We start from the raw sequence: 14,681 nt of genomic DNA, 5'->3' as shown, positions 1-14,681 counted from the left end.
ATGGAAAGATATCTTATAACCGGCGGAGCCGGTTTTATCGGCTCACATATAACCGAAAGGTTGATCAGGGAAGGTAATTACGTCAGGGTGCTGGATAATTTCTCTTCCGGCAGCAGAGGTAACCTGTCTCATCTGAAAGGCGCCAACCTTGAGATAATAGAAGGCGATATCCGCGACAGGGATACTTGCCGTAAGGCGGTTCAGTCCACGGATTACATATTGCATCAGGCGGCGCTAAGGAGCGTGCCCAGGTCATTTGAACAGCCGCATGAATATGATAAAGTTAATATAGGCGGCACGCTGAACATGCTTGAAGCGGCCGTAGAGAATAACGCGAAGAGTTTCGTATTTGCCTCTTCCAGTTCTGTTTACGGAGATACGGATGCCTTTCCCGAGAAAGAAGACGCGCCGCCTTCGCCTATCTCGCCTTACGCGTTGAGCAAGCTCGCCGGAGAATATTACTGCAGGATATTTACGAGGTTTTACGGGCTGAAGGCCTTTATCCTGCGGTACTTTAACGTGTTCGGGCCCAGGCAGTCACTGGATGACGATTATGCCGTTGTTGTGCCCAAATTCATAACATCCGTCATGGAAGGAAGGATGCCCCCGGTTTACGGAGATGGTAAACAGTCGAGGGACTTTACTTTCGTGGATAACGTTGTGGAGGCCAATATCCTGGCGGCGCGTTCAAAAAACGGCGCCGGCAATGTCTATAATGTGGCGGCAGGCCGGGACCATACGGTATTGGAGCTTTTAGAGTCAATATGCCGGATAATGGGAAAAAGGGCCGATCCTGATTTCAAGCCCCCGCGCAAGGGAGATGTGCGCAGGACGCTGGCGGATGTCTCGCGGATCGAGAAAGAGCTGGGATATAAGACGAAAACCGATTTTAAAAACGGATTAAAGAAGACGATAGAATGGTTCGAAGAAAAACAGCATTGATAACCGGAGGCGCCGGTTTCATCGGTTCGCATCTGTGCGATTTCTTGCTTAATAAGGGTTTTCGCGTGATCTGCCTTGATAATCTCATTACGGGCAGCCCCGACAACATAAGTCATCTCAAGAATAACGCTTCATTCAGATTTGTCAGGCATGATGTCGCTAAATATATAAATATAAAGGGCAAGATTGATTATATACTGCACTTTGCTTCTCCCGCCAGCCCCATAGATTATCTGAAGTTTCCCATTCAAACATTAAAAGTCGGTTCTTTGGGAACGCATAACGCTTTAGGCCTGGCGAAGGAGAAAAGAGCAACATTTATGCTGGCGTCCACCAGTGAGATATATGGCGACCCGCAGGTCCATCCGCAAAGAGAGGGATACTGGGGCCATGTGAATCCTATAGGCGTTCGCGGCTGTTACGATGAAGCAAAGCGTTTCGCGGAGGCGATCACAATGGCCTATAACCGGGTTCACAAGATAGATACAAGGATAGTCAGGATATTCAATACTTACGGCCCCAGAATGAGAGAGAACGACGGCAGGGCCATTCCTAATTTTCTTTCTCAGGCATTTTCCGGCAAGCCGATCACTGTTTATGGGAACGGCCGCCAGACGCGGTCTTTCTGTTATATAAGCGACCTCATAAACGGGATTTACAAGTTGCTGCTTTCAGGTTTAAACTGCCCTGTAAACCTTGGGAACCCGGCCGAATATACAATATATGACCTCGCGAAATGTATAGTAAAGATCACCGGCAGCAGCAGCAAGATCATATTTAAGAAGCTGCCTGAGGATGACCCCAGGCAGCGCCGTCCGGATATATCGCTGGCTAAAAAGAAATTAGGATGGAAACCCGGAATAGGATTGCGCGAGGGTTTAAAAAAGACACTTGAAAAATATTAAAGATATGATATATTGTTAACAATGAGGGTGGCGCACGGCCTAATCTTACCTTAGAGAGGAGGTAGAATGAAAATGAGAAAAGGTTTTACATTGGTGGAGATCATGATTGTAGTGGCCATTATCGCGCTTCTGGCGGCCATAGCCATACCCAACCTGTTGAGGGCGAGGGTTACTGCCAACGAGGCTGCGGCCCAGGCAACATTGCGGACGCTTTCTACTGCCTGCGAGACATACGCGGTATCTAATAACGGAAATTATCCCGATAACATAGCCGCTGATCTGGTAGGCGTAACCCCCAGTTATATGGGTAAGGATTATACGACCGGCGGGCCTTATCAGGGGTATACCTATGCCTGCGGCACTTTGGCTGCTACGGGTTATTCCTGCACTGCCACGCCTGGAACTTGCGGTACTACCGGAACAAAGACCTATACGATCACCACAGGCGGCGTGTTGACGGAAGCCGCTTGCGCAGCCGGTTAATATTTACTGCTACGTTTAAGAATGTCCCGGTTATCCTGAAAAAGGATGACCGGGGCATTCGCAAAATAAAATTGATGTATTATAGAGAAATGGCCATAAATTGAGCCCGGATATGGCAGTTGCCTCTGGAAAAAAGAGGCATTTTTTTTAAGGATGAGGAATTATTTCTTTAAACGCCTTTTCGCGAAACAGGACGCCTCTTACGCCCTTGATATCGGCACAGGCAATATAAAATTCCTGTCGTTGGAGAAAAGAGAGGGCGCGGCAGCGTTAAGGCGCTGCGTTGTCGTCCCCTGCGTGGATATCCCCGGCGCCTTATCGGATATGGTCAGGAAAAACGATATCGCGGGGATCGCCGTGAATATATCTTTTTCAGGCAGCGCCGTTATCAGCCGTTATGTCATTATGCCCGGCATGAGCCCTTCTGAACTCAAGAGCGCCTTAAACTTTGAGGCGGAAAAACATATCCCGTTTTCCATATCTGAATGTATAATAGACGCGGCGATACTTAAGAACGATCTGCCGGAGAAAAAGATGCTGGTTTTGCTTGCCGCCGTAAAAAAGGCCTTCCTGACGGAGAAGATCAAGGTGATCCGCGGCAGCGGGTTGGAGATAAATTCAGTCGGCATAGATTCCATCGCGCTTATCAACGCGTTTACGGAACGGTTTATTAAATTTCAAAAGGACTATAAATGCAGGGTATGCGCCCTGCTCAATATCGGGGCCTCTGTTTCCAGCTTGAATATCCTTGAAGGCAGCGTGCCGGTTTTTAACAGGGAGATCTCCTGGGGCGGCAATGTGCTTACGGAGAAGATAGGCTCTTCCTTAGGGATCGATCTTCAGAGTTCGGAAGAATTAAAGGCCGATCCCGCGGAAAAAATGTCATCAGTAAAGGCCGCGTGCGAACCGGCAATAAACAACCTGGCTAATGAGATAAGGGCTTCTTTTGATTATTTTGAAAGCCATAGCGCCGCGGGCGTAGAGAAGGTTTTTCTCAGCGGCGGAGGGAGCGAATTTACAGGCCTTGATGTATCGCTGGGGCAGGCGGCAGGTATTGAATTCGCGCGTTGGGATCCGTTGATCAACATGGAACTCGATCCCGCGCTTGATTTAAACGCGATCAATAAGCATAAACATAAATTGGCGGTTGCCGTGGGGTTGGCCATAGGATGATCAAGATCGACCTGCTGCCTGAGGAATCGGAGAGGGCGAAGAAGGGCTTTGGTCTGCCCGATAATCTTATTGTGACAGTATGCTACGCGGCCATTGCCGCGGCGGTGTCTTTGAATTTTATATTATGGGCGGCGCTTATTTTTAAGAATGTCCAATACAGGCAATACTGGGCGGCCTTTAGCGATTTGAAGCCGCAGATGGAAAAGGCGGATATATTAAGGACCGATATAAGGGACGCGGAAGCGAACAGAAATACGATAAGGCAGCTTACGGCAAGCAGATTGATCTGGGCAAGGAAGCTGAGTAAAGTAAGCGAGTACCTGCCCCGCGGAATGTGGCTGACTAATCTTGTATTCAACGACGGCAAATTAAACCTGATCGGAAATGTGATCTCTGAAAAAGGTCAGGATGCCGGCCTCATAAGGGCATTCCTCAACCAGCTTGCCGGCGACCGCTATTTTTCCGAGGGGCTATCCGCGCTGGAGCTGGATTCCATTACTAAAAAAGAAATAAAGGGTTTTGAGGCGTCGGAATTCGTTATCTCGGGAGAAGCGGATGCGAAGAAATGATGTCATCGCGCGATTAACAGCGGCCAGGAAAAAACTCATTTTGACCTGCGCGGCCGCGTTGGCGATACTGCTTTTGGATGCTAATTTGGCGCTTAAGCCTCAAATAAGCCGGCTCTCCGGGGTAAACTCCAATCTCAGGAAATTAAGGTCCGACATAATTAACGCGCGCAGGGATATAACTGAGCTGGAAAAATATAAGGCCGGGCCTGCCGGCTCTCCGGAGAGATCGGAAGACCTGCTGCGGAAGGTTATCAGCGAGGAGGAGATACCGGTATTAATAGAGGAGGTTTCAAAGATGGCGGAGGGTGCCGGCGTCAAGATACTGCAGATAAGGTCGGTTAAAAATGAACAGAATAAGCCCGCAGCCACTACGCTGCTTTCCAAATTCTTCGACATAAAGATCATTATTTCGGCGAGATCGGGGTTCCATGAGCTGGGTAAATTTATAAACAAGATCGAACTGTTCCCTGTTTTTATGGCGGTGGACGGTATTTCCATAGTCCATAGAGGAAGCGGTTACCCGGATCACGATATAGATATGGTATTGCTGGCGTATTTTATAGGAAAATAAAATGAGGGGCGTAAAGACAGCCTTGATCTGCCTGTTGTTCGCGTTCAGCGCTATTGCCGCGGAAGAAGAGTTTGTTTATGAAAGCGGACGGAAAAGAGACCCGTTTATCCCCCTGGTGACCCCTGAGGGGGCGCTTCTTAAGCTTGAGCCGTACGGCGAAGATTCCGAAGTTAAGTTAGAGGGCATAATATATGACAGGGAAGGGAATTCCCTCGCCATTATAAACGGGAAGGTAGTGAAGAAAGGCGACGTAATAAACGGCTGCGAGGTGTTCAAGATCGAGAAAGACAGGGTTTTCTTAATAAAAGAAGGCGAGATCCTGGAGGTCGGTTTGAATACAGGGGGAGTCAATGAAAAATATTAGGATATTTTTATGCGCCTTGGCGTTATCTTGTTTCGCGGTATTCGTTCACGACGGCTCCTCTTTTCTATTGGCGGATGAGGCCTCAGGCGACAGCCGGGCAGGCGGCGCGGAGGCCGAACTGATAACCCTTGATTTCAAAGAGGCGGATATTAAAGACGTGCTGCGCATACTTTCTTACAAGGCCAGGGTAAACATCGTGCCTTCACCCGAGGTTATCGGCCTGGTTACGATACGGCTGGTTGATGTGCCGTGGAAGAAGGCGCTTGAAACCATACTTAAAAATTACGGTTTCGCCTATGAGGCGCACGGCAATATCATAACCGTAGCCCCTATAGAGAAATTGACCGCGATGAAGCAGCAGGAGGTTGAACTGGAGCAGGTGCAGCAGACACAGTCACAGGTGTTTAAACTGAAATTCCTGGATGCCCAGGATGCCAAGCGGGCCATAGAGCCGCAGTTGTCGCCGCGCGGCAAGGTTACGGTGCTTGAGATGACAGGCCAGGCCGGCTGGAAGTTTGGCACGGGAGAGCTTGCCAAAAGGACCAGAGAAGCGGAACAGGAAAGAGGGCGTTCAAAGGTGCTGATAGTAAGCGATATCCCGCCTGTTCTGGAAAAGATAAGAGAGATCGTCGCCGATATAGATGTCGCGCCTAAACAGGTATATATAGAGACGAGGATAATGGAGGTAAGCAAGGATAAATTGAGGGATCTCGGCGTGGACCTCGGGACCGGCAGCACAGGGGTTGATTCTTCCACTATAACCAGCATACCCGCCGGCAAAAGTAGCACAGGCCAGGCGATTACAGAGATCGGCGGTCACACCCTTGGGTCTCAGGTAGCGCCTTCTTCATTCGGCCCGAAGGTAACGGATGTTACCGGCGTAGAGCCGTTCAATCTCGGTTTGCAGTTAGTTTATAAAAAGCTTAGCGGCAGCGCGTTTGAAGCCATGGTGCACGCGCTGGAAGAGGATGTGAATACCAATACGCTTTCAGCCCCCCGCATACTCGCCTTAAGTAATCAGGAGGCGGCTATCCTGGTGGGCACAAAATACCCGATCCTTAAGTCGGAGGAAAGCACGCAGTCATCATTTACGGTTACCCAGACCCTTGATTATTATCAGGATATCGGCATACAGCTCAATGTCCTTCCTCAAATAGGGGAGGAGGGCTATATAAACATGATCCTGCATCCGGCCATAACTTCCTATACCCAGACCGTAGGGACAAATCTGTATCCCATAATTAACACGCGGGAAGCGGAGACGCGGGTGTTGATGAAAGACGGCGAAACCATTGTCTTAGGCGGCCTGCTTAAAGACGTAAAGGGCAAGACAGTTTCGGGGGTGCCTTTCTTGAGGCATGTCCCGCTGTTGGGCCTTATGTTTCAGCGTACTACCCATGATTGGGAGAAAATAGACCTGCTTATTTTCATAACCGCCAGGATCGTTAAGGAAGGCGAGTTTACCGAAGATAAGATCGCGGCCTTAAAAGACGGCCTGGGTACTACGGAAGAAGAGTTCGGCGGCGGTATAGACGGGAAGAGAAAAAAGAAAAAGAAGAAAAGATAAATGACCCGCGCCTTATAAGTGGTTTATATCGCTCATTTCAAATTCTACAAGAGGGGAAAGATAAAATATATCTCGCATCTTGACCTGGTCAGGCTGTTCGCGCGCGCGGCAAGGCGGGCGGGGCTGCCGCTTTATTTAACTAAGGGGTTTTCTCCCCGCCCCAAGATCGTGTTCAAAAGGGCCTTGAGGCTGGGCCTTGAGAGCGATAACGAAGAATGCAGCATATATCTTAATGAGCCGATACGCGCTGATGAGTTCAAGGGAAAACTCAACGCGTGTTTGCCTGAAGGCGTAAACGTGCTTGAGGTGTTCGGCATTAATAGAAAATAAGGAAGGACGGTATGGGAAAAGAGATATTGATAAGCGTTGATATGCAGGAAAAGCAGGTGGCGGTCATAAGCGACGGGCATCTTGATGAATTCTATATTGAGAGGCCGCAGGACAAGACGGTGGTAGGCAGTATTTATAAGGGCAAGGTAGAACGCGTGATACGTTCGATCAACGCGGCCTTCGTGGATATAGGGCTGGCAAAGAAGGGGTTTTTATACCTGCAGGAGGGTATCGAGGCGCATGACCTTCTGGAACAGATGGAGCCGGCGCGGCTTCAGGAATTAAAGAAGGGCCAGGAGGTCACAGTGCAGGTGGTAAAGGAGCCGTTTGGGACAAAGGGCGCCCGGCTCTCAAGCCTCATAGGCCTGCCGGGCAGATTTCTTGTGCTTATGCCTAATTCGCCTACGAGGGGCATCTCCAGGCGCATTGACGATGATAAAGAAAGGAGCAGGCTCAGGGGCGTACTGAATGGCCTGAATATGCCCAAAGACATGGGTGTCATAATCCGCACCGCTGCCAGCGGGAAATCAAAAAAAGAACTGGAGAAGGACGTTTATTATCTTCTTAAGCAGTGGCATACGACTAAGAGGGTCAGTTCGCATAAGCAGGCGCCAGCGCTTCTGTTCGAGGACTACGACCTAATATTAAGGATTATAAGGGACTCTTTCACTGAAGACGTGGAGCGGCTTACGATCGATTCCAAGGCGGAGTTCAGGAGGATCTACGGCTTTGTCAGGGCCTTTGCTCCGTCGCTGAGGAAGAGGATCGCCCTTTATCAGGGGGATGCCCCGTTATTTGAAAGCAGGGGAGTGGATAAACAGATCAAGGACATATTCGACAAGAAGGTTTATCTTAAATCCGGGGCATACCTGGTGATAGAGCCCACCGAAGGATTGGTGGTTGTGGACGTTAACAGCGGCAGATTCAAAAGGCACCTTAATCCGGAAGAAATGGCATTCAGGGTCAACTGTGAGGCGGCAAAGGAGGCAGCCAGGCAGCTTAAGTTGAGGGATCTGGCCGGCATCATAGTCATAGATTTTATAGATATGGAACAAGAGGGCCACCGCAGGGCTGTTTTAGATGTCTTGAAACGGCACCTGAGCAGCGACAAGGCCAAGACAGACGTGCTGGGTATTTCCAAGTTCGGCCTGGTGGAGATGACCAGGGAAAGAGTGCATAGGACCCTTGAAACGATGACTTTTCAGGACTGTCCCTATTGTAAGGGCAAGGGGAAGACCAAGTCAGCGCTTACGGTCTCTATTGAAATAGTAAGGGCGTTAAGAGAACATCTTAAGGGCAAGGTCAGGCAGGAGCTGAATCTCGTTGTGCATCCGTCCGTAGCCAGCCAGCTATTGGAGGATAGTTCAGGGATCAGGGCTCTCCAGAATACATTCCGCAGCCGCATATCCGTCAATCCCGACCCCAGCGTTCATCTCGAGGAATTCAAGGTTATTCAAGTGTAACCCTATGCCCTCATTGTAATTAAATGGCGTATAAATGGCACAGGTTTATATTGACTGCCGTCCTTTTATATGTTATCATAAATGCCTGTATAAAACTTAAAGAATAAGGAGGAAGGCTCAAAATGTTTGCAATCATTGAGGTTGGAGCAAAACAGCTCAAAGTAAAAAAAGGCGATATTATCCAAACGGAGACGATCCAGGCAAAAGAAGGAAAGCCCGTGCATTTAGATAAGGTGCTTTTGATTTCCGATAAATCAGAGATCAAGGTCGGTCGGCCCTATATTAAAGGGGCGAAGGTAGACGCGGAAGTCATAGGGCATTTTAAGTCAAAGAAGGTTGTTTCCTACAAATACAAAAGGCGGAAATCCTCTCATTGGAAGAAGGGCCATAGGCAGCAGCTGACGCGTTTGAAGGTCAAGGAGATCACCGCGTAAGCAATGTTCATTGACAGCGCTAAGATCAATGTGAAGGCGGGGGCTGGAGGCAATGGCTGCCGCAGTTTCTACCGCGATAAATATACGCGCCAGGGGATCCCCGATGGCGGAGACGGCGGCAAGGGGGCGGATATAATAATCCTGGCGGACAGCCGGCTTTATACGCTTCTGGATTTCAGGTATAACCGCCATTTTCACGGCAAACACGGCGGCCATGGCTCAGGAAAGGATAGAAAAGGCGCCGGGGCCGAACCGGTGGTTATCCGGGTGCCGCTGGGTACTGTGATCAAAGACATCGCTACCGGCTGCGTATTGCGCGACCTGACCATAGATAAGGAAGAGTTTATCGCCGCCCGCGGCGGCAAAGGCGGCCTGGGAAACAAGCACGTCAAAGATCCGACGGAGGGAGAGCCCGGCGAAGAGAAGGACCTGCTTCTTGACTTAAAGCTTATTGCCGAAGTGGGGGTGGTGGGTTTTCCCAACGCGGGAAAATCAACTTTGATCTCGGCGGTTTCAAACGCCCGGCCGCGGATCGCCGCGTACCCGTTCACCACAAAGGCCCCTATTCTGGGCGTAGCCGAATCCGCGGGAAGGTCTTTCATTGTCGCCGATATACCCGGATTAATTGAGGGTTCGTCTTCGGGCAAAGGGTTGGGCGATAAATTTCTACGCCATATTGAACGTACCAGGATCCTGATCCACCTGGTGGATATTTCCGGTTTTGAAGGCCGCGACCCGGTAGAGGATTATAAAAAAATAAATAAGGAACTCGGCGCTTACAGCCGTGAACTTTCGCGTAAGCCGCAGGTTATCGCGGCCAATAAGATGGACCTTGAAGCGGCCGGGGCCAACCTCAGAAGGTTCAAGGGTATTATTAAGAAAACGGTTTACCCTGTATCGGCGCTGAAGAAAGAAGGATTGGAGGATCTGCTTGAAGCGGTCGTCAAAAAAATATAAAAGGATCGTGATAAAGATCGGCTCAAGCCTTTTTTATAGCGGCAGGAAGCTGGAATTGTCGCGTTTTTTTGAAATCGTTTCGCAGCTCAGCGAATTGATAAAAGCCGAAGGCAAAGAGGTCATCGTTGTATCTTCCGGCGCGATTGCCCTGGGGATGGAGTCGATGAAGCTGGCTGCCAGGCCGAAACAATTGCCCCTGCTTCAGGCGGCCGCGGCCATCGGCCAGAATGAGTTGATGGATAACTATAGGGGCCAATTTAAAAAGTTCGGCATTAACTGCGCGCAGGTATTATTGACCTGGGATGATTTTGACAGCCGTCAGCGTTACCTGAACGCCAGGAATACGCTTTTGGCGTTACTAAGATTAGGGCGCGTGCCCGTAGTCAATGAAAATGACACTATTTCTACAGACGAGATAAAATTCGGCGATAATGACCGGCTTTCGGCGCTGGTGGCAAAATTAGTGGAGGCGGACCTCCTGGTCATGCTCTCGGATGTGGACGGGCTGCTGGATAAAGAGGGGAGAGTCATTCGGATAGTGGATGAGATCGGCGCCGAGATAAAATCCCTGGCCTGCCCTACTAAAAACAGGACTTGTGTAGGCGGGATGATCACTAAGATCGAGGCGGCAAAGATCGCGGTGGATTCGGGCATACCATGTGTCATTGCTAACGGGTATAAGGAGCGAATAGTCGCTTCAGCCGTGATCGCGCCTCAGGATAACGGGACTTTGTTCGTGTCAAAGAAGGGCCTTTCGGCGAAAGAACACTGGATCGCCTTCGGGACAAAGCCGAAGGGAAAGATCGTCGTTGATGACGGCGCGAAGGCCGCGCTTATAAATAAAAATAAAAGCCTGCTTGCCGTGGGCATTATTGATGTCAAAGGTGAATTTGACGCTCGTGAAATAATAAGCATATTGGATAAGAACGGCGAAGAATTCGCGCGCGGCATATCTTCTTTTTCTTCTTCCGCGATCGCGGGAAATACTGGAAAGAAATTTGCCAGGGAAGTAGTGCACAGGAATGATTTGGTGATGCTACAGGCGTAAGCCTGTAGAGGGGAAAGATGGATATCCAGAAAAGAATACTCAAAATTGCTCAGGCGGCAAAGAAGGCGGCGGTTGATTTAGCCGCCCTTGATACCAACATCAAGAACAGGGCCCTGCGGAATATGTCTGCCGCGTTATCTTCCAACATCAAGGAGATCCTTGGCGCTAATCAGAAAGACGTTGCCCTGGCAGGGAAGAAGGGGCTTTCCGCCTCCATAATAGACCGGCTGTCGCTTAATGATAAGCGCGTAGCCGCTATGCGCGCTTCCCTTGAGCAGGTGGCCTCGCTTCCTGATCCGGTAGGAGAAGTGATCAAGGAAACATTGAGGCCAAACGGCCTCAAGATAAGGAAGGTGCGCGTGCCCATAGGCGTTATAGGGATCATTTACGAATCACGGCCTGACGTTACCGCCGACTGCGCGGGGTTATGCCTTAAGTCGGGCAACGCCGTTATTCTGCGCGGCGGCTCCGAAGCGCTGAATTCCAACCGCGCGATCTTTAACACATTGAATAATGCCGCGCTTGAGTCCGGCATTCCCCAGGGCTGCCTTAATATGATCTTATTCTCCGATAAATCGGCCGTAGACGCGATGCTCACTCTTGATAAATACATAGACCTGATCATTCCGCGCGGAGGCGAGGCGCTGATAAAAAAGATCGCCGCTAAATCCAGGATACCCGTGATCAAGCATTATAAAGGGGTATGCCATGTGTATATTGATTCAGAGGCGGATCTGAATATGGCGCAGAGGATCGCCTTTAACGCCAAGGTGCAGCGCCCGGGGGTCTGCAACGCGATGGAGACGCTGCTTGTGCACAAGGATGTCGCGGCGCGGTTCCTGCCCGGGATGATAAAACAACTCGCGGAGGCGGGCGTTGAGATACGCGGCGATGAACTGACGAGGAGGATCGTAAGGGGGCTAAAGCGGGCTCAGGAAAATGACTGGTCAGAGGAGTACCTTGGCCTGATACTGTCGGTAAGGGTGGTTGATTCCCTTGAAGAGGCCATAAGGCACATCAATAAGTACGGCAGCGGCCATTCCGAAAGCATTGTTACCGATGATGAGGAGCGCGCGCGGGTGTTCTTCGGCAAGGTAGATTCCGCCTGCCTTTACCTGAACGCCTCTACCCGTTTTACCGACGGTTATGAATTCGGTATGGGCGCGGAAATAGGCATAAGCACTGATAAGCTGCACGCCCGCGGCCCCATGGCGCTGGAAGAACTGACTACCTATAAATATACTATTTATGGCAGCGGACAGGTGCGGGCATGAAGATAGGCATTTTAGGAGGCACGTTTAACCCGATACATTACGGCCATCTATTGATGGCAGAGCAGGTCTTGCAGGGATTGGGCCTGGACAGGGTGATATTCATCCCTTCCAACCTACCTCCTCATAAGCAGGAGGATTCGATCGCCTCCGCGAAAGACCGGCTTGTGATGGTGAAGAAGGCCTTGAAACAAAATCCGCGCTTTTTTGTGTCTGATATAGAGATACGGCGCAAAGGCAAGTCCTATTCGGTTGAGACCTTAAGGCAGCTTAAAAAGATATATCCTGACGATAAACTTTTCTTTATAACCGGTTCGGACCTTATCAACTATTTAGGCGAATGGAAGGACGTGGATGAGATCTTTGCCCTGGCTGATTTTGTGGTCGCTAATCGCCCGGGGTACATACTCTCAAGCCTTCCGGAAAGGATAGTCAAGGTAAATATAAAATCCATAGACATCTCTGCCTATGAAATAAGGAACCTGATAAGGGCGGGCAGGTCGGCAAGGTATCTTGTTCCTGATGAGGTTCGCGGGTATATTGAGAAGAGAGGGCTTTACAGATAAACAACGGAGGCTTGTTTCAATGGACGACATACGTTCCCAGATAAAGTTCGGCACCGATGGATGGCGGGGGATAATAGCGGATAATTTCACATTTCAGAATGTGCGGATAGTGTCGCAGGCAATAGCCGATTATTACAAAGGCCGCCTGTCTTCCGGAGAGATTGTTTTCGCGGTCGGCTATGACACGAGATTCCTATCAAAAGAATTCGCCCACACGGTAAGCGAGGTCTTGAGCCAAAACGGCATCAAGGTCCTGCTTTCGGATAAATATCTTCCTACTCCAGCAGTCAGCCTTGCCGTAAAAAGATTTAAGGCCAGCGCTGGCATTGTGATCACCGCCAGCCATAATCCGTCCAGTTATAACGGGATCAAAATAAAGACCTCTTCCGGAGGCGCCGCTGGTTCGGAGGTGACTTCTGAAGTGGAGAAACTGCTTTCTCCTTATCGCGCGCGAGGAAAGGGTACGGGCCTGGTCGCGTATCGAGATTTTGTAAATGACTACGTTAAATTCCTGCGTTCCTACGTGGACCTTAAGCTCTTGAAGAAAGCGAAATTCAAGATCCTGGTTGATACTATGCACGGCAGCGGGGACGGCCTGATATCAGAGATACTTAAAGGAAGCAGTATAAGAATTGAATTCGCGCGCCGGGAATATAACCCTTCTTTCGGCGGATGCCAGCCCGAGCCCATACCGGAGAATTTAGGGCCGTCTATGTCTAAAATGAAAAAAGGCAGATTTAATATAGGGCTTGTGCTTGACGGTGACGCGGACAGGATAGCGGCTTTGGCGCCTGATGGAGAGTTTATCAGCCCTCAGAAGATACTGGCGTTATTGATATTACACCTTAAGCAGGACAGAGGCATGAAGGGGGCGGTTGTAAAGACGATATGCGGCAGCCGCGTGCTTGATAAGATAGCCGGGGACTTAGGCGTTGAGATGTTCGAGACACCTGTCGGCTTCAAGTATATTTCTGAACTTATGAATACGCGCGATGTGCTTGTGGGCGGCGAAGAGGCGGGAGGAATAGGGTTTAAGAACTACATACCTGAGCGTGACGGAACGCTGGCCGGCCTTATGCTGCTTGAGATGATGGCTTACCGCGGGAAATCAATAGATAAGATCATTGCCGATATGGAGAAGAAATACGGCAGGTATTACTATGTCAAGGACAGCATTGCCTTGCGCCAGACGGGTAGTTTTGATATTGACGGTTTTAAGAATACGGATATGGTGATCGGCAGGAAGGTAGTTGAAAGGAAGGACTTTGACGGCGTTAAGCTGATTTTGGATAACGACAGCTGGATAATGATAAGGGGCTCCGGCACAGAGCCGATAATCCGCGTGTATGCCGAGTCCAAGAGCCTTAAAGAAGCCAGGCGTTTACTTGAATACGGCAAGTCATTGGTTAAATAAAACATCATGCTGTATGTAATATTCAGGGCTATATGCGTATTGGTCCTTAGAATATCAGGCTGTAAAATAAAAGTCGCTGGAAGCGGGTACGTGCCGGATAAGGGGCCGTTTATATTAGCGAGTAATCATTTAAGCAACATAGATCCGGTCCTGCTCGGCACTATCAGCAAAAGAAAATTGAGTTATATGGCAAAGAGCGAGTTGTTCAGTTTCCCGCTTTTTTCCTGGATACTTAAGCATAGTAACGCTTTCCCCGTGAAGCGTAACACCGCCGACTCGGCTGCCATACGCCGGGCGGTAGAGATCTTGAAAGGAGGCAGGGGGCTGGTTGTTTTTCCTGAAGGCACGCGCGGAGCCGGCCTTAGAGACGATTTCAGGGTGAACCGCGGCATAGGCTTTTTAGCCAGGGTAGCCGGGGTTCCCATAGTACCCGCTTATATAAAGGGATCCGATTCAGCTATGCCAAAGGGGTCACAAAGGATAAGGCGGGCAGAGATCTTTGTTTGTTTCGGCGAGGCGATCAGGGCGGACAGGCAGAGTGGCAAAAGCGACCTTGAGGTTTCGCGGATGGTCATGGATGAGATCGGTAAATTGAAGGGAAATGTTCCAAATTAAAAAAATTCT

The 14,681-nt window shown here is 49.8% G+C and carries 17 protein-coding genes; all 17 read left to right on the top strand.

Annotation, left to right across the window (positions count from 1 at the left end):
• Window positions 1-942 (top strand): SDR family oxidoreductase, encoded by a 942-nt coding sequence (locus PHR44_06730; protein MDD4910349.1) that lies wholly within the window; start codon window positions 1-3, stop codon window positions 940-942.
• Entirely contained in the window at window positions 918-1,847 is a 930-nt protein-coding gene (locus tag PHR44_06725) for an SDR family oxidoreductase (protein MDD4910348.1), read from the top strand. Before PHR44_06730 ends, PHR44_06725 begins: the two co-directional genes overlap by 25 nt.
• Window positions 1,848-1,913: 66 nt before the next feature.
• Complete coding sequence (locus PHR44_06720) at window positions 1,914-2,330, top strand: type II secretion system protein (GenBank protein MDD4910347.1); 417 nt, start codon at window positions 1,914-1,916, stop codon at window positions 2,328-2,330.
• 153 nt (window positions 2,331-2,483) lie between these two features.
• A complete protein-coding gene (pilM, locus tag PHR44_06715) occupies window positions 2,484-3,503 on the top strand; it encodes a type IV pilus assembly protein PilM (protein MDD4910346.1) in 1,020 nt (339 codons plus the stop codon).
• Complete coding sequence (locus PHR44_06710) at window positions 3,500-4,072, top strand: PilN domain-containing protein (protein ID MDD4910345.1); 573 nt, start codon at window positions 3,500-3,502, stop codon at window positions 4,070-4,072. Before pilM ends, PHR44_06710 begins: the two co-directional genes overlap by 4 nt.
• A complete protein-coding gene (gene pilO / locus PHR44_06705) occupies window positions 4,059-4,643 on the top strand; it encodes a type 4a pilus biogenesis protein PilO (protein MDD4910344.1) in 585 nt (194 codons plus the stop codon). The genes PHR44_06710 and pilO overlap by 14 nt, the downstream gene beginning before the upstream one ends.
• A 1-nt stretch (window position 4,644) precedes the next feature.
• Complete coding sequence (locus PHR44_06700) at window positions 4,645-5,007, top strand: hypothetical protein (GenBank protein ID MDD4910343.1); 363 nt, start codon at window positions 4,645-4,647, stop codon at window positions 5,005-5,007.
• Entirely contained in the window at window positions 4,994-6,574 is a 1,581-nt protein-coding gene (locus PHR44_06695) for a hypothetical protein (protein MDD4910342.1), read from the top strand. Before PHR44_06700 ends, PHR44_06695 begins: the two co-directional genes overlap by 14 nt.
• A gap of 18 nt (window positions 6,575-6,592) precedes the next feature.
• Window positions 6,593-6,904, top strand: a complete 312-nt coding sequence (locus tag PHR44_06690; protein MDD4910341.1) for a TIGR03936 family radical SAM-associated protein — start codon at window positions 6,593-6,595, stop codon at window positions 6,902-6,904.
• A gap of 11 nt (window positions 6,905-6,915) precedes the next feature.
• Window positions 6,916-8,367 (top strand): Rne/Rng family ribonuclease, encoded by a 1,452-nt coding sequence (locus PHR44_06685; protein MDD4910340.1) that lies wholly within the window; start codon window positions 6,916-6,918, stop codon window positions 8,365-8,367.
• Window positions 8,368-8,489: 122 nt separating this feature from the next.
• Window positions 8,490-8,801: a 50S ribosomal protein L21 gene (gene rplU / locus PHR44_06680; GenBank protein ID MDD4910339.1), complete on the top strand. Its 312-nt coding sequence runs from the start codon at window positions 8,490-8,492 to the stop codon at window positions 8,799-8,801.
• A gap of 3 nt (window positions 8,802-8,804) precedes the next feature.
• Window positions 8,805-9,758 (top strand): GTPase ObgE, encoded by a 954-nt coding sequence (gene obgE, locus PHR44_06675; GenBank protein MDD4910338.1) that lies wholly within the window; start codon window positions 8,805-8,807, stop codon window positions 9,756-9,758.
• On the top strand, window positions 9,733-10,806 hold the full coding sequence (gene proB / locus PHR44_06670) for a glutamate 5-kinase (GenBank protein MDD4910337.1): 1,074 nt from the start codon (window positions 9,733-9,735) through the stop codon (window positions 10,804-10,806). The genes obgE and proB overlap by 26 nt, the downstream gene beginning before the upstream one ends.
• A 17-nt stretch (window positions 10,807-10,823) precedes the next feature.
• Window positions 10,824-12,080, top strand: a complete 1,257-nt coding sequence (locus PHR44_06665) for a glutamate-5-semialdehyde dehydrogenase (GenBank protein ID MDD4910336.1) — start codon at window positions 10,824-10,826, stop codon at window positions 12,078-12,080.
• Complete coding sequence (gene nadD / locus PHR44_06660) at window positions 12,077-12,643, top strand: nicotinate-nucleotide adenylyltransferase (protein ID MDD4910335.1); 567 nt, start codon at window positions 12,077-12,079, stop codon at window positions 12,641-12,643. Before PHR44_06665 ends, nadD begins: the two co-directional genes overlap by 4 nt.
• A gap of 19 nt (window positions 12,644-12,662) precedes the next feature.
• Window positions 12,663-14,057, top strand: coding sequence for a phosphoglucomutase/phosphomannomutase family protein (locus tag PHR44_06655; protein MDD4910334.1), 1,395 nt, complete (start codon window positions 12,663-12,665; stop codon window positions 14,055-14,057).
• Between the two features lie 6 nt (window positions 14,058-14,063).
• Window positions 14,064-14,672 (top strand): lysophospholipid acyltransferase family protein, encoded by a 609-nt coding sequence (locus PHR44_06650; protein MDD4910333.1) that lies wholly within the window; start codon window positions 14,064-14,066, stop codon window positions 14,670-14,672.
• The last annotated feature ends 9 nt before the right edge of the window (window positions 14,673-14,681 follow it).

Source organism: Candidatus Omnitrophota bacterium (assembly GCA_028707125.1).
Lineage (GTDB): Bacteria > Omnitrophota > Gorgyraeia > Gygaellales > JAQTUX01 > JAQTUX01.
This window is presented reverse-complemented; position numbering and strand designations above follow the sequence as displayed.